A 26269-nucleotide genomic window follows, 5' to 3' on the forward strand; every position below is an offset into this window, starting at 1 on the left:
CCCTCCCTCGTTCCCTCCCCTCAAGGGGGAGGGAGGCGATCCGGTCGAGGCGATGGGTTGGGGGAGGGCGGCCCTCACACGGCGGCCAGCGTCCCCGTCCGGCTGCGGCTTTCGACCCAGTAGATGAACACCGAGGCCAGCACGATCAGCGCGGCGCCGGGCCAGAACCAGATCGACGGGACCTGGCCGAGCAGGATCCAGCCGAGCAGGCCACTCAGCGGCACCTTGCTGTCGCCGAAGGGCTGCAGGTAGGTCGCATCGGCCACCTTGTAGGCGAAGGCGAGCAGGTACTGTGCGATGCCGGTGAGGACGCCGAGCAGGGCCAGCAGCCACAGGGCGGTGCCGGTGGGGATGGCGAAGACGTTGTGGGCGAGCCCCGCCGGCAACAGGCCGGGTGCGGCAAGGCCCAGCGCCCAGACCGCGAGCAGGATCAGCAGGTGGTTCGGCGTCACCAGCACGAGCAGCGAGATGGTCAGCGTCTCGGGGCCCTCGCCCTTGAGCGCCAGGTACTTGGTCAAGACGTCCGTCGTCGCCCACAGCGCGGCGGCAACAATGGGGACCAGGGTGTGCCAGCCGAGGCCCTCGGCGCCGACCCCGGAAATAATGATGGCGCCGACGAAGCCGACGAGCGCCGCCGCGATACGGGCGGTCGAGGCGCGTTCGCCGAGGAAGATGGTCGAGCCGAGAATGATGAAGAGGGGCCCCGTGGCCAGGAGCGTCACCATCTGCCAGATCGGCACGCCGGTGGCGAAGCCGTAGACGAAGACGTGGACGCCGAGCGCCGACACGAAGGCGCGGATTTCATGGGCGAGCGGATGGCTGGTGCGCAGGTTCCTGACGCCGATGCGCAGGATGAGCGGCAGGCTGACGATGGCGGCAATCACATATTGCCAGAAGGCCATGCCGGTCGAGCTCATGCCGTAGCCGCCATATTCAACGGGAGTGGGTAGAGCGGATTGCAGCAGGTTGGAGCCGGCAAATGCCGCGGCGGCAACCAGCATGAAGACCGCCCCCGTGGTGGTGGCGGAGGTCTTGGCAGACGAGGAAATCTGGTTCATCGATCGATCCTTTCCGTAACCAGTTCCCTCAGGGAGTTACGGGGATCAGCGATGGCGGGGCGTGGTGCGCCCTTGGCCGCGTCTGCCATTCGAGCATAGCTCTCATGGCCTTCTCGGGGAAATCGCTCCACTGGAGTGATTTCTGACCCCTCGAAGTCCCGTTCTCTTTCATCCGGACTATACCGTCGGCTCCGGAATCACACCGGATCTGCTGACCCCTCCAGGTGCCTGAAGGGCGCTCGCGGGCTTGGGATCGCTCCCTTTACCGCCGGTGGGGAATTGCACCCCGCCCTGAGAACAATGCCATCGTGAGATGACGATGGAGATTTAGGCCCGGGCGCCGCCGCATGCAAGGGCGGATCCGAGAACGCTGTGTCGTCGTGCGGACGAACGATGGATGGGATTGGCGTCAGGAGCCCCACAAGGAGGCGTGATGGCGCCACGAATACGGAGTCATTACCGCGAAAGCGGGACACTCTGTTTGCGGTTTGGCAAAACGGAGGTCCCCACTTTCGCGGGGATGACCCGGTGAGGGTGGGGAGTCCTGGACCCTATGGCGAGTTGCCGCGCGTCCTACGCCTTGCGGGTACGGCCGCTGGAGGTGAAGCCGATGAAGCTGGCGATGACGACGGCGAGGGCGACGACACCGATGATGATGGTGGCGAGCGCGTTGACCTCGGGCGAGACGCCCAGCCGCACCTTCGAGAAGATGATCATCGGCAGGGTGGAGGAGCCGGGGCCGGAAACGAAGCTGGCGATGACCAGGTCGTCGAGCGACAGGGTGAACGCCAGCAGCCAGGCCGAAATGAGCGCCGGTGCGATGATCGGCAGGGTGATGTCGAAGAAGACGCGGACGGGCGTGGCGCCGAGGTCCATCGCCGCTTCCTCGATCGAGGTGTCCATGTCAATCAGGCGGGACTGGACCACCACGGTCACGTAGGCGGTGCAGAAGGTCGCGTGCGCGATGACGATGGTGAGGATGCCGCGGCCGGCGGGCCAGCCGATCAGCGACTGCATGGCGACAAAGAGCAGCAGCAGCGCGAGGCCGGTGATCACGTCGGGCATGACGAGCGGGGCCGAGACGGTGGCCTGCAGCACGGTCTTGCCGCGGAAGCGGCGGAAGCGGACGAGCGCCACGGCGCACAGCGTGCCCAGGACCAGGGCGATCGAGGCGGCGACGGCGGCGATCTGCAGGCTGAGCCATGCCGCCGGCAGCAGCTGCGGGTCCTTCAGCAGGTCGGCATAGGATTGCAGCGAGAAGCCCGACCAGACCGTCACCAGCCGGTTGGCGTTGAACGAGAAGATCACCAGCGAGATGATCGGGGCGTAGAGGAAGATGAAGCCGATGGCGGAGGCCAGCGGCAGGAACCAGCGGTTCTTTCCCATCAGCGACGGCCCTCCACGACGGCATTCTGGGCGCGCTGCATCAGCATGATCGGGATCACGACGATGACCAGCATGGTGATGGCGAGCGCGGCGGCGCGCGGCCAGTTGGTCTTGGCGAAGAACTCGTCCCACAGGATGCGGCCGATCATCTGCGTGCCCGGCCCGCCGAGCAGCGAGGGGATGACGAATTCGCCGATCGCCGGGATGAAGACCAGCATGGCGCCGGCCACGACGCCCGGCATCGACAGCGGCAGCGTCACCGAAAAGAAGGTGCGGATCGGTCGCGCCCCGAGGTCGGCCGAGGCCTCGAGCAGCGAGGGATCGAGCTTCACGAGGTTGGTGTAGAGCGGCAGGATGAAGAACGGCAGATACGAATAGACGATGCCGACATAGACCGCGAAGTCGGTCTGCATCATGGTCAGCGGCGCGATGCCGAACAGGGCGAGGGTGTTGTTGATGACGCCCTCGCCGCGGAGGAACCCGCTCAGCGCGTAGACGCGCAGCAGGAACGAGGTCCAGAACGGCAGGATCACCAGCATCAGCAGCACGTTGCGCCACTTATCCGGGGCGCGCGCGATGGCGTAGGCCATGGGATAGCCGATCAGGATGGCGACCACGGTCGAGATCGCGGCGATGCGGATCGAGCTGAGGAAGGCGTTGATGTAGATGCCCGACGGATCGGTGAAGACGCGGATGTAGTTCGACAGGTGCAGGGTGAGCTGCACGGTGCCGTTCTCGGTCGTCATCAGGTTCGAGTAGGGCGGCTGGCCGAACTGCTTGGTGGCGAGCGAGATGCCGAACACCACCGCGAGCGGCACGATGAAGAACAGGGTGAGCCAGGCGGCCGGCGCCGCGATGACCAGGGCACGCCCGGAAATGCCGACGGCCGACGGCAGCCGCCTCAGCCAGGTGAGGAAGCCGGAAGGCGGCGGGGCGGGCGGGGGCGCGACCTCGGTCAATTGGTCAATACCGAGCCGGAGGCGCCTGCCCAACTGGCCCACACCGTCTCGTCCCAGGAGATGGCATTGGGGTCGCCGCGCAGGGCGTTGGTCTTGGTGACGCGCATGTAGCGGCCGTTGTCGAGCCGGACCTGGTAGACCGTCATGTCGCCCAGGTAGGCGATGTCCTCGACATAGCCCTTGACCATGTTGGCGTCGGGCGGGACGCCGGGCTGCGGCGCGGGCCGGTCGCGGGTCAGCACGACCTTTTCGGGCCGGATGGCCCACCACAGGATCTGTTCGGGCGAGCAGTCGACGCCGTGGTCGACATAGATGTCGGTGCCCAGTTCGGTCGAGTGGATGCGCACGTGGTCGGGCTCGTCCTCGGTGACGACACCCTCGACCATGTTGGCCGAGCCGATGAAATTGGCGACGAAGCGGGAGTTGGGGAACTCGTAGATCTCGGTCGGCTCGCCGACCATGGCGATTTCGCCCTGGTTCATCACGCCGATCCGGGTGGCGAGGCTCATCGCCTCTTCCTGGTCGTGGGTGACGACAATGAAGGTGACGCCGAGCGTCTCCTGGATCTTGACCAGCTCGAACTGGGTCTCCTCGCGCAGCTTCTTGTCGAGCGCGCCGAGCGGTTCGTCGAGCAGCAGCAGCTTCGGGCGCTTGGCGAGGGCGCGGGCGAGTGCGACGCGCTGACGCTGGCCGCCGGAGAGCTGGTGCGGACGACGGGCGGCGTAGTCCTCGAGCTTGACCAGCTTCAGCAGTTCCTGGACGCGGGCGGTGATCTCGTCCTTGGGCATGTGGTCGCGCTTCAGGCCATAGGCGATGTTGTTCCACACATTCATGTGCGGAAACAGCGCGTAGGACTGGAACATCATGTTCACGGGCCGATTGTAGGGCGGCACCTTGGACATGTCCTGGCCATCGATCTCGATGGTGCCCGAGGTCGGGCTCTCGAAGCCGGCGAGCATGCGCAGCAGGGTGGACTTGCCCGAGCCCGAACCGCCGAGCAGGCAGAACAGCTCGCCCTTGTAGATGTCGAGCGAGAGGTCGTTGACGGCGGCGACGTCACCAAACTTCTTGGTGACGTGGCGGATGCGCACAAAGGGCTTGGCCGCGGGATCGCGCCAGGGGCGCGTGTCGGCGGCAAGTTGCGGTTTCTTCGCCATCGGGCTTTCGCTGTCCAGTCAGAGGCGGAGGATGGGGCCAACGGCCCCATCCCGGTTGTGGGTGGCTACGAGCCGGCCTTGATACGCTGCCAGGTCTCGGTGAGGATTTCGTCGTAGTCGGGCGTATGCGCCTTGAGCGGGAACAGCTTGGCCGAGATTTCCGCGCTCGGGTAGATCGCCGGGTCGTCCTTAATGGCCGGATCGATAAGGTCAAGAGCCGCCTTGTTGCCCGAGGCGTAGTACACGTAGTTCGTGTTCGCTGCCGCGATATCGGGACGCAGCATGAAGTCGATGAACTTGTAGGCGTTGTCGACATGCGGCGCGTCCGCCGGAATGGCGAACAGGTCGAACCACTTGAGCGCGCCTTCCTTGGGGATGACGTAGTTCACCTCGACGCCGGCATTGGCCGCTGCCGCCGCGTCGCGGGCGATGAAGACGTCGCCCGAATAGCCGATCGACAGGCAGACCTCGCCGTTGCCGAGGTCGTCGATGTACTGGCTCGAGTTGAAGTAGCGCACATAGGGCCGGATCGACATCAGCAGGTCCTCGGCCTTCTTGAGGTCGTCCGGGCTCTCCGAGTTGGGGTCGAGGCCCAGGTAGTTGAGGGCGGTCGCCATGACCTCGGCCGGCGCGTCGAGCAGGGTGACGCCGCAATCCTTGAGCTTGGAAACGATCTCGGGCTTGAACACGATGTCCCAGGTGTCGAGCGGCTGGTCGCCCAGTGCCGCCTTCACCTTGGCGACATTGTAGCCGATGGCGGTGGTGCCCCACATGTAGTCGACCGAGTGGGCGTTGTCGGGGTCATGCGCCGCCGTGGCGGCCATGACCTCGGGGTCCATGTTCTTGAGGTTCGGGATCTTGGACTTGTCGAAGGGCAGGAACAGGCCCGCGGCGACCTGGCGCTCGAGGAAGAAGCCCGAGGGCACGACCACGTCATAGCCCGAGCCGCCGGCGAGCAGCTTGGCCTCGACCAGTTCATTCGAATCGAAGACGTCGTAGTTGACCTTGATGCCGGTCTCGGCCTCGAACTTGGCGACCGTGTCCTCGGCGATGTAGTCGGACCAGTTGTAGACGTTGACCACTTTGTCCTGGGCCAGGGCCGGGGCGGCCGCGAGCAGCGCGCCCAGGGCGGCCGCCATCCTGACCATCATCATCGGTTTCAGCATGCTGGAGTCTCCTTGTTCGAGTGCTGCCGCCGGCGTAGGGCGGCGCATGACAATCGGCCGGGCCGCCTCGCGGGCCGGTTGGCAGCCGCCGGCGTTCCGGGGGGCCGGCGGCGAAACTGGATATGACGGGAAGCGGGTACGCGGGAGGTAAGGCCAAGCAGCGCGGTCATCGCGCCGGGGTAACGAGGGTCGTCAATAGGCCCGGAGCCGGGCGAGCATCGATCCGGAGGTTCCGGATCAACAGTGACCGTGTGCAGTGAAGTATCCCCGCGCCATGCACCCACAGACGGGGCCGGAACCTAGAGGCAAATGCCTTCGCGGGCAAGGGTTTTGGGGATTGCCAAGGTGCGGCGTTTGGTGCTGGCGGGTCTGCTCCCCTCCCCCTTGAGGGGAGGGGTTGGGGGTGGGGGTCGAGCGGTGATCCACCGAACTACCCCCTCCCTCGGTCCCTCCCCCCAGGGGGAGGGAGGCGAAGGCGCCGCCGGCATCGGTCGCAACAGTTGAACTCCCGGCGTTTTCGGTTCAAACGAGGGCGAAGACCATCCGACCCAGAGGCGTGCCTTGAGCCTGAAATCCCATCTGTCCATTTCCCCGGCGGTGCAAGCCGCGCTCGCTGCCAACAGGCCCGTGGTGGCGCTCGAATCGACCATCATCACGCATGGCATGCCGTATCCGCAGAACCTGACGATGGCGCAGAACGTCGAGACGGTGATCGAACGGAACGGCGCGGTCCCGGCGACGGTCGCGATCATGGACGGCAGGTTCAAGGTCGGGGTGACGGCCGAAGACCTGGAGCGGCTGGCACAGACGGGCGGCAAGGCGGCCAAGGCCTCGCGACGCGACGTGGCGGCGCTGCTCGCCTCCGGCGAGATCGCCGGCACCACCGTGGCGACGACGATGATGGCGGCCGAGGCGGCCGGCATCCAGGTGTTCGCCACCGGCGGCATCGGCGGCGTGCATCGCGGGGCGGAGACGACGTTCGACATCTCGGCCGATCTCGATGAGCTCGGCCGCACGCAGGTGGCGGTGGTGTGCGCCGGGGCCAAGTCGATCCTCGACATCCCCAAGACGCTGGAAGTGCTGGAGAGCAAGGGCGTGCCGGTCCTGGGCTTCAACACCGACGACTTCCCGGCCTTCTGGGCCCGCAAGAGCGGCGGCAAGGTGGACCACCGGGTCGACAGCGGGGAGGCGGCGGCCAAGGTGATCGGGCTGCAGTTCGCGCTCGGGCTGGGCGGCGTGCTGGTCGCCAACCCGATCCCGGAAAGCCATGCGCTCGATGCCGCAATGATCGAGGAGCGCATCGCCGAGGCGATCCGGGGCGCCGAGGCCGAGGGCGTGGGCCGGAAGGAGCTGACGCCGTTCCTGTTGAAGCGCATCTTCGAATTGACGGACGGCAAGAGCCTCGTCGCCAACATCGCGCTGGTCGAGAACAACGCCAGGGTCGCATCCGAAATCGCCGTGGCGCTGAGCAAGCAGGCCCGATGAGCGAGGCACCGGGGCGGGTGATCGTCATCGGGGACGTGATGACCGACGTCATCGTGATCCCCGAAGGACCGCTGGTGCGCGGCTCGGACCGGCGCGCGCAGATCACGCAGCGGCCGGGCGGCTCGGGCGCCAACCAGGCGGTGTGGCTGGGCGCGATGGGCACGCCCGTCAGTTTCGTGGCGCGTGTCGGGGCCAAGGACAAGCCGCACCTGGAGGCGTATCTGCGCGGCTTCCACGTCGATCCGATCCTGATCGCCGATCCGGCGCGCCCGTCGGGCATCCTCGTCACCATCGTCGATCCGGACGGGGAGCGGAGCTTCCTCACCGACCGGGGGGCCAACCTGGCGCTGTCGCTGAGCGACATGCCGGTGTGGCTGCTGGAGGAAACGCGCTGCGTCGTGGTGTCGGGCTACTCGCTGTTCGCCGAGCAGCCGCGCGCGGCGGTGCGGTGGATGGCGGACGAGGCGCGGGCGCGCGGCATCCCGGTGGTGGTCGATGCGGCCTCGGTGGGGTTCGTCGAGGAGGTCGGGGCATCCCGGTTCCTCGAATGGACGAAGGGGTTCACGACGCTGTTCGCCAACGAGGACGAGGCCCAGGCGCTGTCGGGGCGTGGCGATCTCGAAGGGCAGATGCGGGCCCTGGGTCCGAACTACGGGCGGGTGGTGATCAAGCTCGGCGCCGCGGGGGCGGCGGTGGGCGATGCGACCGGAGTCACGTTCAGGCTGCCGGCGCCGGTGGTGGAGGTGATCGACACGACCGGGGCGGGCGATGCGTTCGCCGCCGCGTTCATCTCGGCCGGGCTGGCCGGGGTGGATGTCGAGGGCTGCCTCAGGCGTGGCATCGAGGCCGGCTCGGCGGCGGTGACCCGGATCGGCGGGCAGCCGGAATAGGGCCGGTGCCCCCCGCAGGCTCCAGCTACTCCTCGCGCAGGAAGCTAGCGGGCCGCGTCGACAGGGCGGACCAGGTGATGAGCATGCCGACGGCGATGGCGAGCGCGACAGTGCCGAGCGTGACCCAGACGATCAGCATCGGGTCGGCCCAGAAATCGATCTGCAGCACGTATTCGACGAAGGCCCAGGTGCCGGCGAGGCCGAGCAGCGCCGAGAGCAGCGCGGCGAGCAGCCCGAGCACGCCGTACTCGACCAGGTAGGCGCGGATGACGTCGCCGCGGGTGGCGCCGAGCACCTTCATCACCACTGCGTCGGCCTCGCGCTGCTTGCGGCCGGCGGCCATGGCGCCGGCGAGGACGAGGACGCCGCTCACCACCGCGAGGCCGCCGATGACTTCCACCGCAGTGGTCACGTTGGCAAGGATCGAGGCGAAAGTCTCGAGCGCTTCGCCGACGGGCATGAACAGCAGGTCGGGGAACCGGGCGACGAGGCGCTGCTGCACGGCGCGCTCCTGGCCGGGGGCCGCCTTCATCAGGCCCAGATAGCTCAGCGGAAAGTCGGCCAGCGCGTTGGGCGAGAGCACGAACCCGAAGTTCACGCTGCCCGAGCGCCAGGCATAGTCGCGGAAGCTGCCGATCCGGGCGGTGATCGGCTCGCCGAAGATGCGGAAGGTAATGGTGTCGCCTAGCTTCAGGCCGAGCGGGGCCTTGAGGCGCTGGAACACCGAGACCTCGGGGGCGCCGATCATGTTGGGCGGCCACCAGGCGCCCTCGGTGACGGTGGAGTTGTCGGGCAGGGTCTCCGAGGCGGTGAGCGGAATCTCGCCCTCGAAGACGAAGCTGAACTCGGGCGGCGGCGTGCGGTTGAGCTGCTTGACGGGCGTGCCGTTGATGGCCTCGATGGCGCCGGTGACCATGGGCAGCTCGGAGAACAGCTCGACGCCCTTGTCGGTGACGGTGAAGTCCTTGAGCGCGGCCACCTCGTCGTCGAACAGGTCCATGAAGACGAAGCTCGGCGCATTGGGAATCGACTCGCGGTCGAGCTGGTGGCGCAGGTTCCCGTCGACCAGCGCGATGAGCAGCAGCAGCGCCAGGCCAAGCCCGAGCGACAGGATGACGACCGGGGCCGGGGCGCCGGGGCGGTGGATGGCCTTGATGGCATTGCGCAGCGCCGCGTCGGGCAGCGGGGGGACGAGCTTCAGCAGCCGCTGCAGGGCCCAGGCGGCGAGGCGCAGGACGAGGAAGGCGCCGATGACGCCCAGCGCGTACCACAGCACGAGGAGCGGCCGGCCGGTGGTGAGCGCGGCGAGGGCATAGATGGCGGCGGCGGCGAGGCCAAGCGGCAGCCACAGGCCCGGCCGCACGAGATCGCGCCAGCCGAGCCCGCCCTCGATGGCCGAGCCGGCCGAGCGGAACAGCAGCGCCGGCTTCAGCCGCTCGGCCCGCACCAGCGGCAGGTAGCCGAAGGCGAAGCCGGTGAGGGCGCCGAAACCGGCGGCGGTCCAGAGCGTCGTCGCGTCGACGACCGGTGGCAGGGCAAGGCCGAGCAGGCCGCCGAGGATGGGCAGGATCACCATGCTGAGACCGCTGCCGAGCAGCAGGCCGAGGACGATGCCGACGGCGGTCAGCAGCATCACCTGCACGAGGAAATGCGCGAGGACGCGCGGGCCGGTGGCGCCGAGCGCCTTCATGGTGGCGATCGAGCGCTGGCGCTCGGTGACATAGGCGGAGATGGCGTTGGAGACGCCGAGGCCGCCGACCAGCAGCGAGGACAGGCCGACGATGGTGAGGAAGCGCGCGAAGATATCAAAGAAGCGACCGACGTCGGCGGTGGCGTCGCGCGGGGCGAGAACCTTCCAGCCAGCATCGGGGAAGGCATCGAGGATGCGCGCCCGGGCGGCCTCGAAATCGGGGTCGGCGAGCAGGAGCTTGTAGCGCCAGGTGGCGAGCACGCCGGGCTGGAGAATGCCGGTGGCGTTGACGGCGTCGGTCGACATCAGCACCGAGAGGCCAAACTGCAGGCTGGCGGTGACCTGGTCCGGCGCCCGGCCGAGGATACCGGTGAGGACGAAGCGGGCAGTGCCGATCGTCACCTCGTCGCCGAGCTTGAGGCCGAGCCGGTCGAACAGCAGCTGGTCGGCGACGAGGCCATAGCGGCCCGATCGTTCGGCCAGGAGGGCGGGGAGCGGCTGGTCGGCGCCATCGACGGCGAGCGTGCCGACCAGCGGATAGTTGGCATCGACAGCGCGGATGGCGAGAAAGGACGAGCCGTTGCCCGCCTTGGCGCGGCCCTGTACCTCGACCACCTCGCCAACCCGGCCGAGCGCGGCGAACAGGGCGCGCTCGTCCGGATTGGCGGCGCGATAGGACAGCGTCGCCTCGAGGTCGCCGCCGAGCAGGGTGCGGGCGTCGCGCATGAGCGCCGATTGCAGCGCCGCGCCGACCGAGCCGACCAGCGTGATGGTGCCGACGCCGAGCGCCAGGCAGGCGAGCAGGATGGTGAAGCGGCGGAGATCGCCGCGCAGGTCGCGGACGGCGACGCGCAGCCAGCCGCGCAGCCAGTTCACGCCGGCACCCGCTCGGCGAGGCGCCCTTCGTTCATGTGCAGCTGGCGATCGGCCCTGGTCGCGAGGTCGGGATCGTGGGTGATCAGCAGGATCGAGGTGCCGCGCTCGCGGGCGAGGCCGAACATCAGTTCGATGACATGGGCGCCGGTCTCCTGGTCGAGGTTGCCGGTCGGTTCGTCGGCGAGCAGCAGCCTGGGCCGCCCGACCATGGCGCGGGCAAGGCCGACGCGCTGCTGCTCGCCGCCCGAGAGCGCGCTGGGCAGGTGGGTCGTGCGGTTGCCCAGCCCGACATCGGCGAGGGCGGCGGCGGCGCTGTCGCTGATCTCGCTCCAGGCCATGGCGGGATGGGCGATCTCGAGGGTGAGCGCGACGTTCTCGAGCGCGGTCAGCGAGGGGATGAGGTGGAAATTCTGGAACAGGATACCGAGCGCCTCGCGGCGGAAGATGGCCAGCCGGTCCTCGTTGAGGATGGTGATGTCGGTTCCCGCGACCTCGATATGGCCGCTGGTCGCCTGCTCGAGGCCGGACAGGACCATGAGCAGCGAAGTCTTGCCGCTGCCCGAGGGACCGACAATGGCCGCGACCTCGCCCGCAGCGAGCGCCAGGTCGACGTCCTTGAGGATATGCAGGGGCGTTCCGCCGCTGCGCAGGTGCAGGTTGACGCCTCTTGCATCGACGACGGGAGCGGGCATGGTCTGGCCGGGGTTGGAGTGCAGTATCAGGCAGATAGGCTCTGCCCGCGCCGGTTCAATGGCAGGCGGGGCAACGGGTTCCCCGTCTGGCCGGCGAGTACGCGGCAAATGGGCCGGAAGGGCAAGCCGAAACGCGTCCCGCCGGCACGATTCGCGCTGCGGCCAGTTGTGCAAGTGCCGGCGTCATGGGTTAAGGTGGTTGCACCGGAACGTCGGATACGGGCCAACAGATAATCGCAGAACGCCAAGAGCTTGCCCTTTTCGCCGGTATCCTGCAGCCCGGATGGCGTGGCACCCCCGCATCCGCAAGCACTGGCTGAGAAGCGCACATGAACGAGATGGCTCCGCAACCCCAACCGCAGGGCACGGCCAGTGAGCCGGCGACCATCGACGGTGCGGTGCGGCCGGGCCGGTTCGTGGCCAGCCTCATCAGGCTGTCGATGCTCGACCTGAGGGGCAGCGTTCGCCACCTGTGGATCCTGATTGCCTGCCTCGCGCTGGGGGTCGCCACGGTGGCGACGGTCGGAGCAGTCGGCGCCTCGCTGCAGGCGGCGCTGATGCGCGACGGACCGCTGCTGCTGGGCGGCGACATCGAGGCCCGGCTGACCTACCGGCCCGCCGAGGCGGCCGAACTGGCCCTGTTCCACCGGCTGGGTCGGACCAGCGAAGTGGTCGACCTCATCGGTCGGGCGCGGCACGGCAGCACCAGCGTGCTCGCAGCAGTCCGGGCGGTCGATTCCGCCTATCCGCTCTTCGGCTCGGTCGAGGTGGACGGGGCGGGTTCGGTGGCGCAGCTGCTGGCGCCGGCGAACGGTACCTTTGGCGTGCTCGTCGGTCCGGGCCTGCTGGAAAGGCTGGGACTCGGCGTCGGCGGGCGGCTCGGCCTGGGCAAGGCCGAGTTCGAGATCCGCGGCGTCCTGCGCGGCGTTCCCGACAAGGTGTCCCAGGGCATCGCCATCGGCTATCCGCTGCTGATCTCGGCCGAGGCGCTGACGCAGACCGGAATCATCGAGCCCGGCAGCCTGGCCCGCTACCGCTACAAGATCGCCCTGTTCGACGGCCAGGACACGGCTGCGGCGATCCGCTCGATCGAGCAGGCCTTTCCGGAGGCGGGATGGCACATGAGCGTGCCGGCGGACGCGACCGAGGAGCTGTCGCACTATCTGGGGCTGCTCGAGCGCTTCCTGGTGCTGGTCGGCCTGTCCGCGCTGCTGGTGGGCGGGCTCGGCGTCGCCCATGCCGCCGCCGCCTACATCACCGAGCGGCAGGAAGACATCGCGATCATGAAGGCGCTCGGGGGAACGCGCCGGCGCGTCCTGCTGCACTTCCTGATCCAGCTGCTCGCCCTGACGCTGGTGGGGATCGCGCTGGGCATCGCCGCCGGAACGGCGATCGCGTTGTTCGCACTGCCGCTGCTCGGGCCGGCCATCGGGCTCAAGCTCGCCCCCCTCCTGGACCTGCCGTCGATCGCGGCTTCGGTTGCCTTCGGCCTGCTGGCCGGTTTCCTTTTCGCCTACCTGCCGCTCAGCCGGGCCGAGACGCTGCGCCCGGCGCAGCTATTCCGCTCCGCCGCCGCCTCGGCCGGCGCCGCGTCGAGCTGGCGCGTGCTGCTCAAGCCGCACATCCTCGTGCCGATGCTGGTCAGCGCGGCCGGCCTGCTGCTTGTCGCCATCGCCGATACCGGCCAGCCGGAGGCGGTGGGCTGGTATGCGGCCGGTGCCGTGCTGGCCTTCGCGATCCTGCGCCTGGCGGCGTTCCTCATGCAGCGCGGGCTGAGGCTGCTGCCACCGGCGCCCAACGCGATGCTGAGGAATGCGCTGAAGTCGATCCATCGACCGGGATCGCCCGCCGCGGCGGTCGTGCTGTCGATGGGCCTGGGCCTGGCGCTGCTCCTGATGATCGCGCTGGTCGAAGACAGCATGCGCCATCAGCTCGACCCGCAGGTGCGGATCGACGCCCCCGACTTCATCTACATGGACCTGTTCGACGACGAGGTCGCCAGCCTTGAGGCGCTGGCGACCTCGAACCCGCGGATTTCGAGCTTTGTCGCCATTCCGCTGGTTCGCGCCAGCTCGCTGACCATCAACGGCACGTCCCCGCCCGAGCTGAAGCGGCCATCGAAGGACCTGTCGGTGTATTTCGGCGACGAGCAGCCCCTGACCTATGCCGCGACCGTGCCGGACGGCTCCCGCGTCGTCGGCGGGCAGTGGTGGCCGGCCGAGTATCACGGCCCGCCGCTGGTCTCGGTGTCGGATGACCTGCGCGACGTGCTCAAGCTCAAGCTGGGCGACCAGATCACCTTCCTCGTCTTCGGCGAGCCGGTGACCGCCACGGTGTCGAGTTTCCGTACCTATGAATGGCAGCGCGGCGGCATCAACTTCCCGTACGTGCTCTCACCGGGGGCGCTCGATGCCTATCCCGTCTCCTATTTCGGCCTGCTGTCGGCACGGCCGGGCGAGGTAGAGGCGCTGCAGGCGGAACTGACCACGGCGTACCCGGCGCTGGTGTTCCTGCCCATCGAGGAAGCCATCGACGCGGTGCGCAGCCTGATGGCATCCGTCTCGGCGGCGATCGCGGTGGTGGGGGCCGTCGTCTTTGCCAGTGGCGTGCTCGTGCTTGCCGGCGCCCTGGCGGCCGGTCGGCGCCGGCGCGAGATCGACTCGGTCATCGCCAAGGTGCTGGGCGCGACCCGTGCCGAACTGGTCCTGGGGTTCGTCATCGAGTACGGCCTGGTCGGGGCCCTCGCCGGAGGCCTGGCCGTGCTGCTGGGCGTCGCCGGGGCCTGGGCATTCGTTACGATCGTGCTGGAATCGGGCTTCGTGGCCAATCCGGTGCTGCTGGCGCTGGTTGTCCCGGTGGCCGCGATGCTGACCATCGGGGCGGGGGCGGCCATCACCTGGGGCGCGCTGTCGAGCAGCCCGGCGGCATTCTTCCGCCGCTAGGGTGCCGCCATCACTCGGGATGCTCTGCCCTGAGGGAAGGCCGGCGCGGCAGCAATGGCTTGCCGCGGCCGGCCGGACTCCTGCTATCGTGGCGGCCATGCCAAGCGCGCTGATCGCCACCAAGCTGTTCGTCCCGACGCTTCGCAGCGGCGTCGTCGACCGGATCCGCCTGAACGATCGGCTGGAGCGCAGCGGCGCGGCAAAGCTGACCCTGGTCTCGGCGCCGGCGGGGTTCGGCAAGACCACCGCGGTCGTGGCGTGGCTGCAGTCGCGCGCCTCCGGCCACCGGGCAGTGGGCTGGCTCGCGCTGGACCCCTCCGACAACGAGCCGGCGAATTTCTGGGCCCACGTGGTGGCGGCGCTGCAGGACGCGGTGGCGAGGGTGGGCGCGCCGCCCCTTGACATCCCGAGCCTGGCCGAACCAGCCGACGACCTCGCCCCCGCAATCGTGAATGCGCTTGCCGGGCTGGGGCAGCCTGTCGACCTGGTCCTCGACGACTACCATGTCGTCGAGCAGCCGGCCGTCCACGCGGGCCTGACGTTCCTGCTCGAGCACCTGCCGCCCAATGTCCATCTGATCATGACCACGCGGGCCGATCCGCCGCTGCCGCTGGCGCGGCTGCGCGCGCAGGGCGAGCTGGTGGAAATCCGGGCGGCGATCCTGCGCTTCACGCCCGAGGAGATCGCGGCGTACCTGAACGGCGCGATGGGCCTGGGGCTGTCGGGGGCCGACGTCGCGGCCCTGGGCGAACGCACCGAGGGGTGGATTGCCGCGCTGCAGCTGGCCGCCCTGTCGATCGAGGGACGTGGCGACGTGGCCGCCTTCATCGCCGGATTCACCGGCAACGACCGCTATGTCTTCGACTACCTGGTCGAAGAAGTGCTGCAGCGCCAGCCGGAGGAGGTCCGTGCCTTCCTGCTCGATACCTGCTTCCTCGACCGGCTGAGCGGACCGCTCTGCGACGCCGTCACCGGGCGGAGCGGGAGCCGGCAGAGGCTCGAGGCGCTGTATCGCGCCAACCTCTTTCTCGTAGCGCTGGACGACGGGCGCGAATGGTACCGCTACCATCACCTGTTCGCCGATGTGCTCGCCACCCAGCTCGATGCCGCCGCGCGCGATCGGCTCCGGAGCCTGCGCCGGCGCGCCAGCGACTGGTACGAAGCGCAGGGCGAACGGCCGGAGGCGATCCGCCATGCCCTCGCCGCCGAGGACTTCGAGCGTGCCGCCGAGCTCATCGAGCTGGCCATTCCCGCCATGCAGCGCCTGCGCCGGGAAGGCACGATCCGCGAGTGGCTGCGCGCCCTGCCCGATGCGCTGGTGCGCAACCGGCCGGTGCTCGGCATCGGCCTCGTCGGCGCCCTGGCCTCGGTCGGCGAACTCGGGACCATCGAGGAGCGGCTGCGTGAGGTCGAGCGCGGCCTTGCCATACTGGCAGAGGGTGGTTCCGCGCCTGGCGGCATCGTGCTCGTCGACGCGAGCCAGTTGCCGCGCGTGCCGGCGGCGGTGGAGCTCTACCGCGCCGCCCTGGCCCAGGCGCGCGGCGACGGACCCGCCACCATCCGCCATGCCCGGCGCGTGCGCGAGCTCGCGCCCGCCGACGACGAGCTGGGGCGGGCGGCCGCTGCCTCGCTGCTCGGCATCGCCCACTGGGCCGCGGGCCAGCTGGAGGCGGCGCGCGCCGAATGGACCGAAGGCCGGGACGGCCTGATGCGCGCCGGCCATGTCGCCGACATGCTCGGGGTGTCGATCGCGCTGGGCGACATCAACCTGGCCCTCGGCCATCTGGGCGAGGCGGGCCGCAGCTTCGAGCGGGCGCTGCAGGTTTCTGCCGGCGGGCAGGGCGCCATCCTGCGCGGGACCGCCGACATGCATACCGGGTTGAGCGGGGTCCTGCGCGAACGCAACGAGCTCGAGGCCGCCCGTCGGCACCTGACGAGCAGCGCGGACCTCGGGCCCGGCGCCGGGCTGCCGCAGCACCCCTACCGATGGCACGTGGCCGATGCGCTGCTGCTGCAGGACGAGGGCGACCGCGAAGGCGCCCGGAGGAGCATCGAGGAAGCCGTGCGCCTCTATGTCGGCGACTTCTTCCCCGACGTCCGCCCGGTCGCGGCGACGCGGGCCCGCATCCTGATCGGGCAAGGGCAGCTGGACGAGGCCATGTACTGGCAGCGCGAGGCCGGGATCGGTGTCGATGATCCGCCCAGCTATGCGCGCGAGTTCGAGCACATCACCCTCGCCCGCCTGCTCCTGGCCCAGGACCTCAAGGCCCCGACAGGCGCCACCGGCGTCCTTGCCTTGCTCGACCGGCTGCTGCGAGCGGCCCAGGACGGCGGCCGCAACGGCAGCGTCATCGAGCTCAGCATCCTGCGGGCCATGGCGGGCCGGCAGAGCGGGACGGACGAGGCCCTCGCCCATCTCGGGCGCGCGCTGTCGCTCGCGGCCCCCGAGGGCTACGCGCGCCTCTTCATCAATGAGGGGCCGCCGATGGAGGCGCTCCTCAAGGTCGCCGCCAGGCGCCATGTCGGCGCGGACTACGCCCACCGGCTGCTCGCCGCGTTCGGGCCGCTCGACCGCAAGCCGCCCCGGCACCCCGAGCTGATCGAGGCGCTGAGCGAACGCGAACTGGATGTGCTGCGGCTGCTCGGCAGCGACCTGGGAGGCCCGGAGATTGCACGCGAGCTCGCCATTTCCGAGAACACGATGCGCACCCATACCCGGAACATCTACGAGAAACTGGGCGTGAACAGCCGCCGCGCCGCCGTGCGCCGCGCCGAAGAACTCCGACTGCTGGCGCACCGGACAGCCTGACGCCCGGCTCGGCGCGATCGGCCGTTGCCCGGGCAGCGGCCGAGGCTCTCACCAAAAAAAAACGCAGCGGCTCATCAAGTCGGGTGAGGCGCGCTCACCAAGTCCGCTCTCAGAAGTGGCTTCGCCGGCGACGCAACCACCTCGCCGGCAGCACGAACCGAGAGACACCATGAGCAACCCAACCACAGGACAGGCGGAACGGCAGGAGGGCGAGAGCTACGAGGTTCGCCTTGGCGGCCATCTCGATCCGCGCTGGGCCGCCCGCCTGGACATCCCCGGCCTCACCCACGAGAGCGACGGCACCACGATGCTGCGTGCGACCGGGATGGATCAGGCGGCGCTGCACGGCCTGCTTCAGCGGGTCCGCGACCTGGGGCTCACGCTGATCTCGGTCATCCGTGTCGGTAACGCCGCCGACGACGCCTTGAACTGACCCTAACTCACAAAGGAACCAGAAATGAGCACCATCGCCTCGACCTACTCTCCCGCCGGCGGCGCGGCCGCCAGACCCGCGGCCAGTACCCGTGCGGCGCAGAAGGACACTCAGCTGCTCGCGCGGCTGACCGGCCTCTTCTTTCTCGTCACCTATGCCACGTCCATCCCGCCCTATGTGTCGATGTACGTTCCGGCGCTCAGCGACCCGGCCTTCGTTCTCGGGGGCGGGTTCGATCAGGTCGTCTCCTGGGGCGCGCTGCTCGAACTCGTGCTGATCCTCGCCAACATCGCCACGGCCCTCACCCTCTATCCCGTGCTGAGGCGCCGCTTCCCGGTGCTGTCGCTCGGCTTTGTCACGGCGCGGCTCACCGAGAGCGCGTTCATCGGCATCGGCATCATCGCGGTCCTTGCGCTCAACACGCTGCGTCTCCATGGCGTGCCAGCCGGTGCCGACGAAGCGGGGCTCGTCGCCGCCAGCCAGGCGCTGGTCGCCGTGCACGACTGGACCTTCCGCCTCGGGCCGGGCGTCGTGGTCGGCATCGGCAACGGCCTGATCCTGGGCTACATGATGTGGAAGACCCGGCTGGTCCCCCGCGCCCTGTCGATCCTCGGCCTGATCGGTGGCCCCGCCCTCCTCGTCTCGGGTGCCGCGGTGGTCCTGGGCCTCATCGAAGCCGCCTCCGCCCCGCAGCTGATCGCGACGATCCCCGAGTTCTTCTGGGAGCTTGGCCTCGGCCTGTGGTTGCTGATCCGCGGCTTCAGCCCGGCAGCGGTGACGGCGCTCGAGCGCACCGGCGCCCCCATCGCAGCCTAGCGTCCCGTGTCCGCTCCTGGCGCGCGCAACCGACCCTTGGGTGTGCGCCAGGGTCCGGAGCTCGATCTGCTCAGCAAGCCGAAGCGCGACACCTGCCTCCCCGCGAGGCAGGTGTATTGATGTGTCCCGATCCACCGATGAACGAGGCGGGCATACTGGCGGGCGGAGATGCGGCGCTGCGCAGCACGACCGATAGTGAGCTGGAGATGCTGCAAGTGCAGGAACTGGTCGCGCAGCGGCAGCGCGCCATCGCCCTGACGGCGAGCCTGGTGCAGGCGCTGCACGACGCCGCTCGCCAGGTGGCTGCCAACCTCGGCTCCTCGCCTCCGACCGAGTCAGAAGCCTCGTCGTCGGACCATGGCGGCGGAGGCTGTGAACTCTGCAGTCATGACACGACGCCGTGACCCCCGGAATCGGCTGCGGCAGACAGTCCCCGATCGAGGGCGCTTCAACGCCCTGAGCGGGAAGCGCAGCGCCGCTACAGCGATTTCCCGCGGGCGTCGACCGGGAGTGCTCCCATGATGGTGCCGGCCGAGGTGATGAAGACGCGGTCGAACAGGTTGGAGACGACGCATGTGTGGTTGGGCAGCACATGCACCCGGTCGCCAACCTTGGGCGGGACGGGGCATCGAGACACATCCACCAGCCCGTGTTCCTCGTTGAGCTGGTAGATGTGGGCTTCGGGGTGCTCGAGGATCACGCCGAAGCCCTCGAGCCCGAGGAGGTCGGAGGTGAGAGCCTTGGTCCCGGCATCAAGGATGGCGCGCTCCGGCGTTGGGCGGCTGACCACGGTGGCCAGCACCGTCATGGCACATTGCTCCAGCGTGGCCGCGCCGCGGGCGACCAGCGATCGGTCATTGTAGATGTAGGTGCCGGCTCGATACTCGGTCACCGGGCCAAGCCCCTCGGGCTTCCACATGTCCGGCGTTCCGCCGGAGGAGACGGCGGGCACATCGATCCCGGCCGCCGTGCAGGCGGCGATGGCCGCGTTGAGCGCCGCCTCGGACTGGAGCCGCTTGCCGGCTGCCGGATAGGTCATCAGGCCGCCGAAGGTCACCCCGGCGGTGCGCCCGATCTCGGCGGCGAGGGCAGCGATGGCCTGCGGATCGGCGAGGCCGCAGCGGGCGCCGCCGGTGTCGCATTCGACGAACACGCGGATGGTCGTCCCGGCATCGCGGGCCGCACCGGCTACGGCGGAGACCACGTCGCTGCTGTCGGCCACAACGGCCATGCCGGCGCGACGCGCCACCGCCCCCAGGCGGGCGAGCTTGGCCGGCCCGAGGACGTTGGTGGTCAGGAACAGGTCGGTGATGCCGGCATCGGCCATGACCTCGGCCTCGCCGACGGTCTGAACCGTGACGCCCCTGGCGCCGAGTTCGATCTGCCTCAGCGCCCAGGCCGAGGCGCGATGGGTCTTGATGTGCGGTCTGTTGGCCAGGCCGAGCTCGTCGCAGTGACGCTGCCAGCGCGCAAGGTTGGCGTCGGCGATATCGGCGTCGACCAGCACCGCCGGCGTTTCGATCGTCTCGAGCGTGCGCTCGATCGGCATGAGCGCCGACTGGATCGATTTGGGAAGCGTCATCTGCGTCTCCGGATGGTTCAATAGTCGGCGTTGACGCCGAGCCCCTGCTCGGTCGCCCGCCTGACGGCGAGTTCTGCCACAACAAGATCCTGCAGCGCCACGCCGGTGCCGTCGAACAGCGTGATTTCATCGGCGCCGCGGCGCCCCTCGATCGCGCCGACGACGACGCTGCCAAGGCTACCGCGGATGTCCGTTTCGCCGATGAGCCCGGCGCCGTAGGCGTGCTGACACTCGCCGATGGTGATGGACTGCGCCGTCTCGTCGACGAAGATGGCGGCCGCGGCAACGAGCGCCGGGTCGAGCTCCTGCTTGCCCCGGGTGTCGGCGCCCATGGCGCTGATATGCGTGCCGGGGCGAATCCAGCCCCGTTCCACGAGGGCCTGCTGGGACGGCGTCACCGTGATCAGCACGTCGGCCGCGCCGGCGACCGCCTCGCGCTCGGCTTTCGGTTCGTAGCCGAGGCCGAGTTCGCGGACGATGGTGCCGAAGCGCTCGAGGTTGTCGGGCGAGGGGTCCCAGGCGACCACGCTCCGGATCGGCCGGACCGCCACGGTGGCCCTGAGCTGGTAGGCCGACTGCGCGCCGGTGCCGATGATGCCGAGCGTCTGTGCGTCGGGCCGGGCAAGGTACTTGGTGGCTATGGCGCTGGCGGCCCCAGTACGAACGCCCGTCAGGTAGTTGGCGCTGACCAGCGCGGAGGCCCGGCCGGTCTCGGGGTCGAACAGGAGGGTGGCCGACTGGTGGTTGGTGAGACCCCGGCTCATGTTGTGCGGCCAGTAGCCGCCCGCCTTGAGGCCGAGGAAGGGCGCGCTCACGTCGGCGCCCGTCTTCACGCCGAACACTGCATCCTGGTAGCCCACCACTTCGCGGACGACGGGGTAGTTGCGCGCCTCGTTGCGCGCCATCGCGGCGAAGGTCTGCTCGACCGCGCCAATGGCGTCCTCGACGCTCACGAGGCGGCGTGCCAGCTCCTCGGATATGATCAGCATGGCTTGCTATCCTGCTCAGTCGTTGCGGGATTCGAGGATGAACTCGTCGATCATGACGTTCATGCCGGCGGTCAGGCCGCCGTCGACGGGCAGCACGGCCCCGGTGATGTACGAGGCCTCGTCGGAGCCGAGGAAGGCGACCGCCTTGGCCACGTCCTCGGGCTCGGCGACGCGGCCGAGCGGGTACCAGCGCGCCAGCTTCTGGAACACTTGCGGATCCTTCTGCTGGCGGATGGCCCACGTGATGTTCTCGGTCCGCACGGAACCGGGACAGACGGCATTGCAGCGGATGCCGTCGCGGCCGAACTCGCTCGCCACGGACAGCGTGAGATTGGTGATGCCGGCCTTGGCGGCGCTGTAGCTGGGGTTGCCGAAGTAGCGCAGCCCATTGACCGACGAGATGTTGACGATGGCGCCGCCGCCGCCGCGCTGTCGCATGGCCGGAACGATGGCGCGGATGCAGTGGTAGGTGCCGTTGAGATTGACGTCGACCTCGTTGTGCCAGGCCTCCAGGGTCATGCCCTTGAGGTCGCCTGCAGCGGTGAAGGCAGCGTTGTTGACGAGCAGGGTAATCGGACCGAGCTGTTCCGCCGCCTCGTCGAAGGCAGCCTGCACCGACGCGGCATCGGCAATGTCGGTCCTGACGAAATGCGCCCTGGCGCCGGCTTGCCTGAGCAGGTCGACGGTCTCGCGGCCGGTCGCCTCGTTGATCTCGGCCACCGCGACGGCGGCCCCTTCGCTGGCCAGTTTCCGGGCGATGGCCCGCCCGATTCCGTGTCCGGCGCCGGTAACGATCGCTGTTGTCTGTGCATGCCGTGTCATCTGGTTACCTTCGAGTCTAGCCGCAGCAGCGAGCGGCGGGGCAGGTTCAGTCTTGTCGCCCCCATGGCCACCTGTCGATCAGCAATACGGTCGAGGCTCCTTCCGCGCCAATGCGCAGCGCACATGGCGGGATCAGGAATCCGCATTCGAAGGACCTGCGCGAGGCGCCTAGTCTGGCAGCCAGATGCTGGGTTGGCCGACGCGTTGTCGCCATCCGGCCCGTTGTTTTTTCAAGCTCAGGAATCGGTGATGAAGAATGTTCTTGTGACCGGCGGCAGCGGCAAGGCTGGCCGAGCCGTTTGCCGGGATCTTGTTGCCCACGGCTATGACGTCCTCAATGTCGACGTGCAGCCGAGCGCGGACCCTGTGTGCCCGTTCTACAAGGTCGATCTTGCCGATATGGGCCAGGTGATGGACGCCATGCAGTGGACGGGCGGCAAGGACCACCCGTTCCGCAAGTTCCGCAGCCCGGACGCGGTGGTGCACTTTGCGGCAGTCCCGGCGCCGGACCTGGTGCCCGAGGAAGTGGCGTTCCGCAACAACGTCACCTCGACCTACAATGTGTTCGACGCCGCCATCCGCGCCGGCGTCAAGCGCGTCGTCTGGGCCTCGAGCGAGACGACGCTGGGCCTGCCACTCAGCCCGCAGAACCCGCCTGCCTATGCGCCGATCGACGAGGATCATCCGATGCGCCCGGAAAGTGCCTACGCGCTTTCCAAGGACCTCGGCGAAGAGATGGCGCGGCAGATGCAGCGCTGGAATCCCGAGACCTCGTTCATCGGCCTGCGGCTCTCCAATGTCATGGAGCCCAAGGACTACGCGCGGTTCGCCGGCTGGCAGGACGATCCGCATGTTCGCGAGTGGAACCTCTGGGGCTATATCGACGCGCGTGACTGCGCGCAGGCGGTGCGCAAGGCGCTGGAGGTCGACTTCAGCGGGGCCGACCACTTCATCATCGCCAATGCCGATACGGTGATGAACGCCGACAGCGCCGAACTGATGCGCCGGGTCTTCCCGGACGTGCCGCTGCGCAAGTCCCTCTCGGGCACCGAGACGCTGCTGTCGATCGACAAGGCTCGTCGCGTGCTCGGCTATGAGCCGGAGCACTCCTGGCGCCCTGGCAAGTAGTCAATCGCAGCCACCCATCCTGCGTCCCCGCAATGGCGCTTCGCCGATGGCGAAGCTGCCACTTTTTTCGCCAGTGGGGTGGGCTGCTCAACTATGCGGCCGCGTCATACCGGCATGCCAGAATAGTATTTCTGCCCAAACGCGTGGCGTCGCAATCTGAAGTCACTGCCGAAGCGGCTGGAAGTCGTTCCGAAATTCGACACCAGAACAGCGGGCGTGGCAGATGGAGAACGGCTAAAGATGAAGTCCCAATCATGGAAGGCAATGGCGACCGCTGCGCTCGCCATTGGCGCCCTGGGAGCAATTGCTCCCGTGCAGGCGCAGACCCGCGTCGACTTTACCGTCGCGGAGTATAGCTCGAAGACCGGTCCCTACTACGAGGAGGTTGCCTCTGCCTTCGAGAAGGAAAATCCGGGCATCGACATCAATATCCAGGTCGTCCCCTGGGACACCCTGTTGCAGCGCCTGACCACCGACATTGCCGGCGGCACCGCCCCGGACATCTCGATCATCGGCACCCGCTGGCTGCTCGACTTTGCCGCGCAGGGCGTGGCCGAGCCGGTGGACGGCTACCTGACACCCGAGTTCAAGTCGACGTTCATCGACACCTTCATGGCTCCCTCGGTCATCGACGGCAAGATCATGGGCCTGCCCGTGGCGGCCTCGGCCCGCGCCATGATGGTCAACATGGACCTGTTCGAGAAGGCCGGCGCCACGCCGCCGACGAACTGGGACGAGTTCTATGCGGCTGCCAAGAAGCTCGCCGCCCTTCCCGATACCTTCGCCTTCGGCTTGCAGGGCAAGGAAATCGAGACCGACGCCTACTACTACTATTCGCTGTGGACGCACGGCGGCGACATCCTCAAGGCGGACGGCACCAGCGGGCTCGATACGCCCGAGGCGCTCGAGGCCGCCAAGCTCTACAAGACGATGATCGACGAGGGTCTGACCCAGCCGTCGCCGACCAACTACAACCGCGAGGAAGTGTTCAACCTGTTCAAGCAGGGCAAGGTCGGCATGATCTTCACCTTCCCCATGCTGATCCCGCAGATCAAGGCCGAGGCCCCCGACCTCAAGTACAAGATCCTGCCCTTCCCCGAAGGCAAGGCCAAGGCCACGTATGGCGTGACCGACACGCTGATGATGTTCGCCGATTCCGACGTCAAGGAAGCGGCGTGGAAGTTCATCGAGTTCGCCTACAAGGACGAATGGCGCACCAAGTTCGACCATGGCGAGGGCTTCCTGCCGGTCACCAAGGGCGTTGCGGCTGAAGACTACTACACGACCGATCCGGATATCTCGGGCTTCGCGGCGGGGCTGCCCTACGCCAAGTTCGCTCCGACCATCGAGTACTGGGAAGAGATCGCCGACACGACGGTTCGCACCATGCAGCAGATCTACCTCGGCCAGGTTACGCCCGAGGATGGCCTGAAGGCGGCTGCGGCAGAGATCAACGCGATCCGCGCCAAGTAAGACGACTTTGAAAGCAGCGGAGGTGGCGTGAGCTGCCTCCGCTCCCTTTTTCGGGCGTGCAGCCCAAACTCCTGGTCCGTTTTATGCGAGCTGCCCTCCGAGCAACGCCCTTCCTGATGATCCTGCCCAGCCTGCTGCTGGCCATGTTCATCATCGGCTACCCAATCATCGACCTGGCCTGGACGTCATTGCAGCAGGTCAGTCGTTTCGGCCAGCTGCGCGGGTTCAATGGCTTCGACAACTTCGCCGAAGTATTCGGCGACCCGCTGTTCTACGACTCGCTGTGGCGCACCTTGATCTGGACAGTCGCCGTCGTCGGCGGTGCGCTGCTGATCTCGCTGCCAGTGGCGATGATGCTCAACGACGAGTTTTTCGGCCGTGGCGTGGCGCGGGTCATCATCATGCTGCCATGGGCCATTTCGCTGACCATGACGGCCGTGGTCTGGCGCTGGGGTCTCAACGGTCGCGCTGGCTTGCTCAACGCATCGCTGATGGATCTCGGGATCATCGCCGAGCCCATCGAATGGCTGGCGACCGCCCCTCTTGCCTTCACCGCCGAGATCCTCATCGGCATCCTCGTCTCGGTTCCGTTCACGACCACCATCTTCCTGGGCGGCCTGTCGTCGCTGCCGCAGGATGCCTACGAGGCTGCCATGGTGGACGGCGCGGGCTGGTGGGGGAGGTTCCGCTACATCACGCTGCCGCTGATGAAGCCGTTCATCAACATCGCGATCGTGCTCAACGTCATCTACGTCTTCAACTCCCTCCCCATCATCTGGGTGATGACGGAGGGCGGCCCGGCCAACGGCACCGATATCCTGGTGACGTATCTCTACAAGCTCGCCTTCCGCTTCGGCCAGTTGGGCAAGGCTTCCGCCATATCGCTGATCATGTTCGGCGTGCTGTTCGCCTTCACCATCCTCTACGTCATCCTGGTGATGCGGGCGGAGAAGGAAGAGGGCGTCAAAGAAGAGGTCTCTGCAAGTGTCGAAGGTTAAGAAGACCATCGTCTACTGGCTGCTGCTGCTGCCGCTGGTGGTCGTCATCCTGTTCCCGTTCGGCGTGATGTTCGTCACCGCCGTGCGCCCGCGCGCCGAGCTCTTTGTCTATCCGCCGCGCTGGACCTTCAGCGAGTTCCGCTGGGACAACTTCGTCGACATGTGGGTCAAGACGAACTTCGGCGGCGCGCTGATCAACAGCCTCTACGTCAGCGTGGCGTCAACGGCCCTCGCGCTCGTGCTCAGCATTCCGGCTGCCTATGCCCTGTCGCGCTATCGGTTCGGTGGCAAGGGCCTCTACCGCAACTTCCTGCTCGTGACCCAGATGATGTCGCCGATCGTGCTGGTCCTCGGCCTGTTCCGGCTGATGGTTCAGTTCGGGCTGGTCAACAACCTGAACTCGCTGGTGCTGACCTACGCAGCCTTCAACATGGCCTTCACCATCTGGATGCTGCAGAGCTACTTCAACACCATCCCGCGCGAGCTGGAGGAGGCTGCGTGGATGGATGGGGCGAACCATTTCGTCAGCATGACGCGCATCTTCCTGCCCCTTGCCGTGCCGGCAATGGTCGTTACCGGCCTGTTCACGTTCATCAACAGCTGGAACGAGTTCGTCCTGGCGCTCACGATGATCCGCAACCAGGATCAGTACACGCTGCCGGTGCAGATCTTCTCGCAGGTGGCCGGCCGCTACCAGGTCGAGTGGCACCACGTCATGGCGGGCACGGTGCTGGCCACGGTGCCGGTGGCGATCGTCTTTTCGTGGCTGCAGCGCTTCCTGATCAAGGGCATGGCGCTGGGCGCGGTGAAGTAAGGCCCGGCCCTCGGCCCCGGCCGGTCACGCGGCTGGAGTCGGAGACCGGGCCCAATGAGAAGCGGCAGCGACAGATTTCCTTCCCGTCGCTGCCGCTTCTTCTC

At 68.1% G+C, this 26269-nt stretch carries 21 protein-coding genes and 1 riboswitch; of the genes, 11 read left to right on the forward strand and 10 right to left on the reverse strand.

Going from position 1 to position 26269, the window contains the following annotated elements; all coding sequences use genetic code 11:
• Positions 1-74: 74 nt before the first annotated feature.
• From J0I99_RS14765 to J0I99_RS14785, 5 genes are all read right to left on the reverse strand, one after another.
• Positions 75-1058, reverse strand: coding sequence for a DMT family transporter (locus J0I99_RS14765; protein ID WP_291398432.1), 984 nt, complete (start codon positions 1056-1058; stop codon positions 75-77).
• A gap of 156 nt (positions 1059-1214) precedes the next feature.
• Positions 1215-1361, reverse strand: a riboswitch (FMN riboswitch).
• Positions 1362-1631: 270 nt separating this feature from the next.
• On the reverse strand, positions 1632-2444 hold the full coding sequence (locus J0I99_RS14770) for an ABC transporter permease subunit (protein WP_291393989.1): 813 nt from the start codon (positions 2442-2444) through the stop codon (positions 1632-1634).
• Entirely contained in the window at positions 2444-3403 is a 960-nt protein-coding gene (locus J0I99_RS14775) for an ABC transporter permease subunit (protein ID WP_291393986.1), read from the reverse strand. Before J0I99_RS14775 ends, J0I99_RS14770 begins: the two co-directional genes overlap by 1 nt.
• Positions 3400-4560: an ABC transporter ATP-binding protein gene (locus J0I99_RS14780; RefSeq protein WP_291398433.1), complete on the reverse strand. Its 1161-nt coding sequence runs from the start codon at positions 4558-4560 to the stop codon at positions 3400-3402. The genes J0I99_RS14775 and J0I99_RS14780 overlap by 4 nt, the downstream gene beginning before the upstream one ends.
• A gap of 65 nt (positions 4561-4625) precedes the next feature.
• Positions 4626-5714, reverse strand: a complete 1089-nt coding sequence (locus J0I99_RS14785) for a polyamine ABC transporter substrate-binding protein (RefSeq protein ID WP_367115444.1) — start codon at positions 5712-5714, stop codon at positions 4626-4628.
• A gap of 579 nt (positions 5715-6293) precedes the next feature.
• Here J0I99_RS14785 and J0I99_RS14790 point away from each other — a divergent pair.
• Entirely contained in the window at positions 6294-7211 is a 918-nt protein-coding gene (locus J0I99_RS14790) for a pseudouridine-5'-phosphate glycosidase (RefSeq protein ID WP_291398492.1), read from the forward strand.
• Positions 7208-8101, forward strand: coding sequence for a carbohydrate kinase family protein (locus J0I99_RS14795; RefSeq protein WP_291398434.1), 894 nt, complete (start codon positions 7208-7210; stop codon positions 8099-8101). Before J0I99_RS14790 ends, J0I99_RS14795 begins: the two co-directional genes overlap by 4 nt.
• Positions 8102-8126: 25 nt before the next feature.
• Here J0I99_RS14795 and J0I99_RS14800 read toward each other — a convergent pair whose 3' ends face one another.
• Together J0I99_RS14800 and J0I99_RS14805 are read right to left on the reverse strand one after the other, a co-directional pair.
• Positions 8127-10667: an FtsX-like permease family protein gene (locus J0I99_RS14800; RefSeq protein ID WP_291398435.1), complete on the reverse strand. Its 2541-nt coding sequence runs from the start codon at positions 10665-10667 to the stop codon at positions 8127-8129.
• Positions 10664-11359 carry an ABC transporter ATP-binding protein gene (locus tag J0I99_RS14805; RefSeq protein WP_291398436.1) on the reverse strand — a complete coding sequence of 232 codons (696 nt, stop codon included), beginning with the start codon at positions 11357-11359 and terminating at the stop codon, positions 10664-10666. Before J0I99_RS14805 ends, J0I99_RS14800 begins: the two co-directional genes overlap by 4 nt.
• A 329-nt stretch (positions 11360-11688) precedes the next feature.
• On the opposite strand from J0I99_RS14805, the gene J0I99_RS14810 reads away from it, so the two are divergent.
• The 5 genes from J0I99_RS14810 to J0I99_RS14830 all read left to right on the forward strand — a co-directional run bounded on the left by J0I99_RS14810 (position 11689) and on the right by J0I99_RS14830 (position 18763).
• Entirely contained in the window at positions 11689-14301 is a 2613-nt protein-coding gene (locus tag J0I99_RS14810) for an FtsX-like permease family protein (RefSeq protein WP_291398437.1), read from the forward strand.
• Between the two features lie 97 nt (positions 14302-14398).
• Entirely contained in the window at positions 14399-17110 is a 2712-nt protein-coding gene (locus J0I99_RS14815) for a LuxR C-terminal-related transcriptional regulator (RefSeq protein ID WP_291398438.1), read from the forward strand.
• Positions 17111-17279: 169 nt separating this feature from the next.
• Positions 17280-17543 carry a hypothetical protein gene (locus J0I99_RS14820; RefSeq protein ID WP_291398439.1) on the forward strand — a complete coding sequence of 88 codons (264 nt, stop codon included), beginning with the start codon at positions 17280-17282 and terminating at the stop codon, positions 17541-17543.
• A gap of 24 nt (positions 17544-17567) precedes the next feature.
• A complete protein-coding gene (locus J0I99_RS14825) occupies positions 17568-18359 on the forward strand; it encodes a DUF4386 domain-containing protein (protein WP_291398440.1) in 792 nt (263 codons plus the stop codon).
• Between the two features lie 137 nt (positions 18360-18496).
• On the forward strand, positions 18497-18763 hold the full coding sequence (locus J0I99_RS14830; protein WP_291398441.1) for a hypothetical protein: 267 nt from the start codon (positions 18497-18499) through the stop codon (positions 18761-18763).
• 74 nt (positions 18764-18837) lie between these two features.
• On the opposite strand, the gene J0I99_RS14835 is transcribed toward J0I99_RS14830, so the two are convergent.
• Genes J0I99_RS14835 through J0I99_RS14845 form a run of 3 tightly spaced genes read right to left on the reverse strand, consistent with a single transcriptional unit; the run spans position 18838 to position 21752 of the window.
• A complete protein-coding gene (locus tag J0I99_RS14835; protein ID WP_291398442.1) occupies positions 18838-19941 on the reverse strand; it encodes an alanine racemase in 1104 nt (367 codons plus the stop codon).
• Between the two features lie 17 nt (positions 19942-19958).
• Positions 19959-20930 carry an ornithine cyclodeaminase family protein gene (locus tag J0I99_RS14840; RefSeq protein ID WP_291398443.1) on the reverse strand — a complete coding sequence of 324 codons (972 nt, stop codon included), beginning with the start codon at positions 20928-20930 and terminating at the stop codon, positions 19959-19961.
• 15 nt (positions 20931-20945) lie between these two features.
• Positions 20946-21752: an SDR family NAD(P)-dependent oxidoreductase gene (locus tag J0I99_RS14845; RefSeq protein WP_291398444.1), complete on the reverse strand. Its 807-nt coding sequence runs from the start codon at positions 21750-21752 to the stop codon at positions 20946-20948.
• Positions 21753-22001: 249 nt separating this feature from the next.
• Here J0I99_RS14845 and J0I99_RS14850 point away from each other — a divergent pair, with 249 nt between their 5' ends.
• The 4 genes from J0I99_RS14850 (at position 22002) to J0I99_RS14865 (ending at position 26165) form a co-directional block, all read left to right on the forward strand.
• Entirely contained in the window at positions 22002-22880 is an 879-nt protein-coding gene (locus tag J0I99_RS14850; RefSeq protein ID WP_291398445.1) for an NAD(P)-dependent oxidoreductase, read from the forward strand.
• Between the two features lie 240 nt (positions 22881-23120).
• On the forward strand, positions 23121-24353 hold the full coding sequence (locus tag J0I99_RS14855; protein ID WP_291389766.1) for a sugar ABC transporter substrate-binding protein: 1233 nt from the start codon (positions 23121-23123) through the stop codon (positions 24351-24353).
• Between the two features lie 83 nt (positions 24354-24436).
• Positions 24437-25351: a carbohydrate ABC transporter permease gene (locus J0I99_RS14860; protein ID WP_291389767.1), complete on the forward strand. Its 915-nt coding sequence runs from the start codon at positions 24437-24439 to the stop codon at positions 25349-25351.
• Positions 25332-26165: a carbohydrate ABC transporter permease gene (locus J0I99_RS14865; protein ID WP_291389789.1), complete on the forward strand. Its 834-nt coding sequence runs from the start codon at positions 25332-25334 to the stop codon at positions 26163-26165. Before J0I99_RS14860 ends, J0I99_RS14865 begins: the two co-directional genes overlap by 20 nt.
• Positions 26166-26269 lie beyond the last annotated feature (104 nt).

Source organism: Devosia sp. (genome assembly GCF_017307495.1).
Classification (GTDB): Bacteria; Pseudomonadota; Alphaproteobacteria; order Rhizobiales; family Devosiaceae; genus Devosia_A.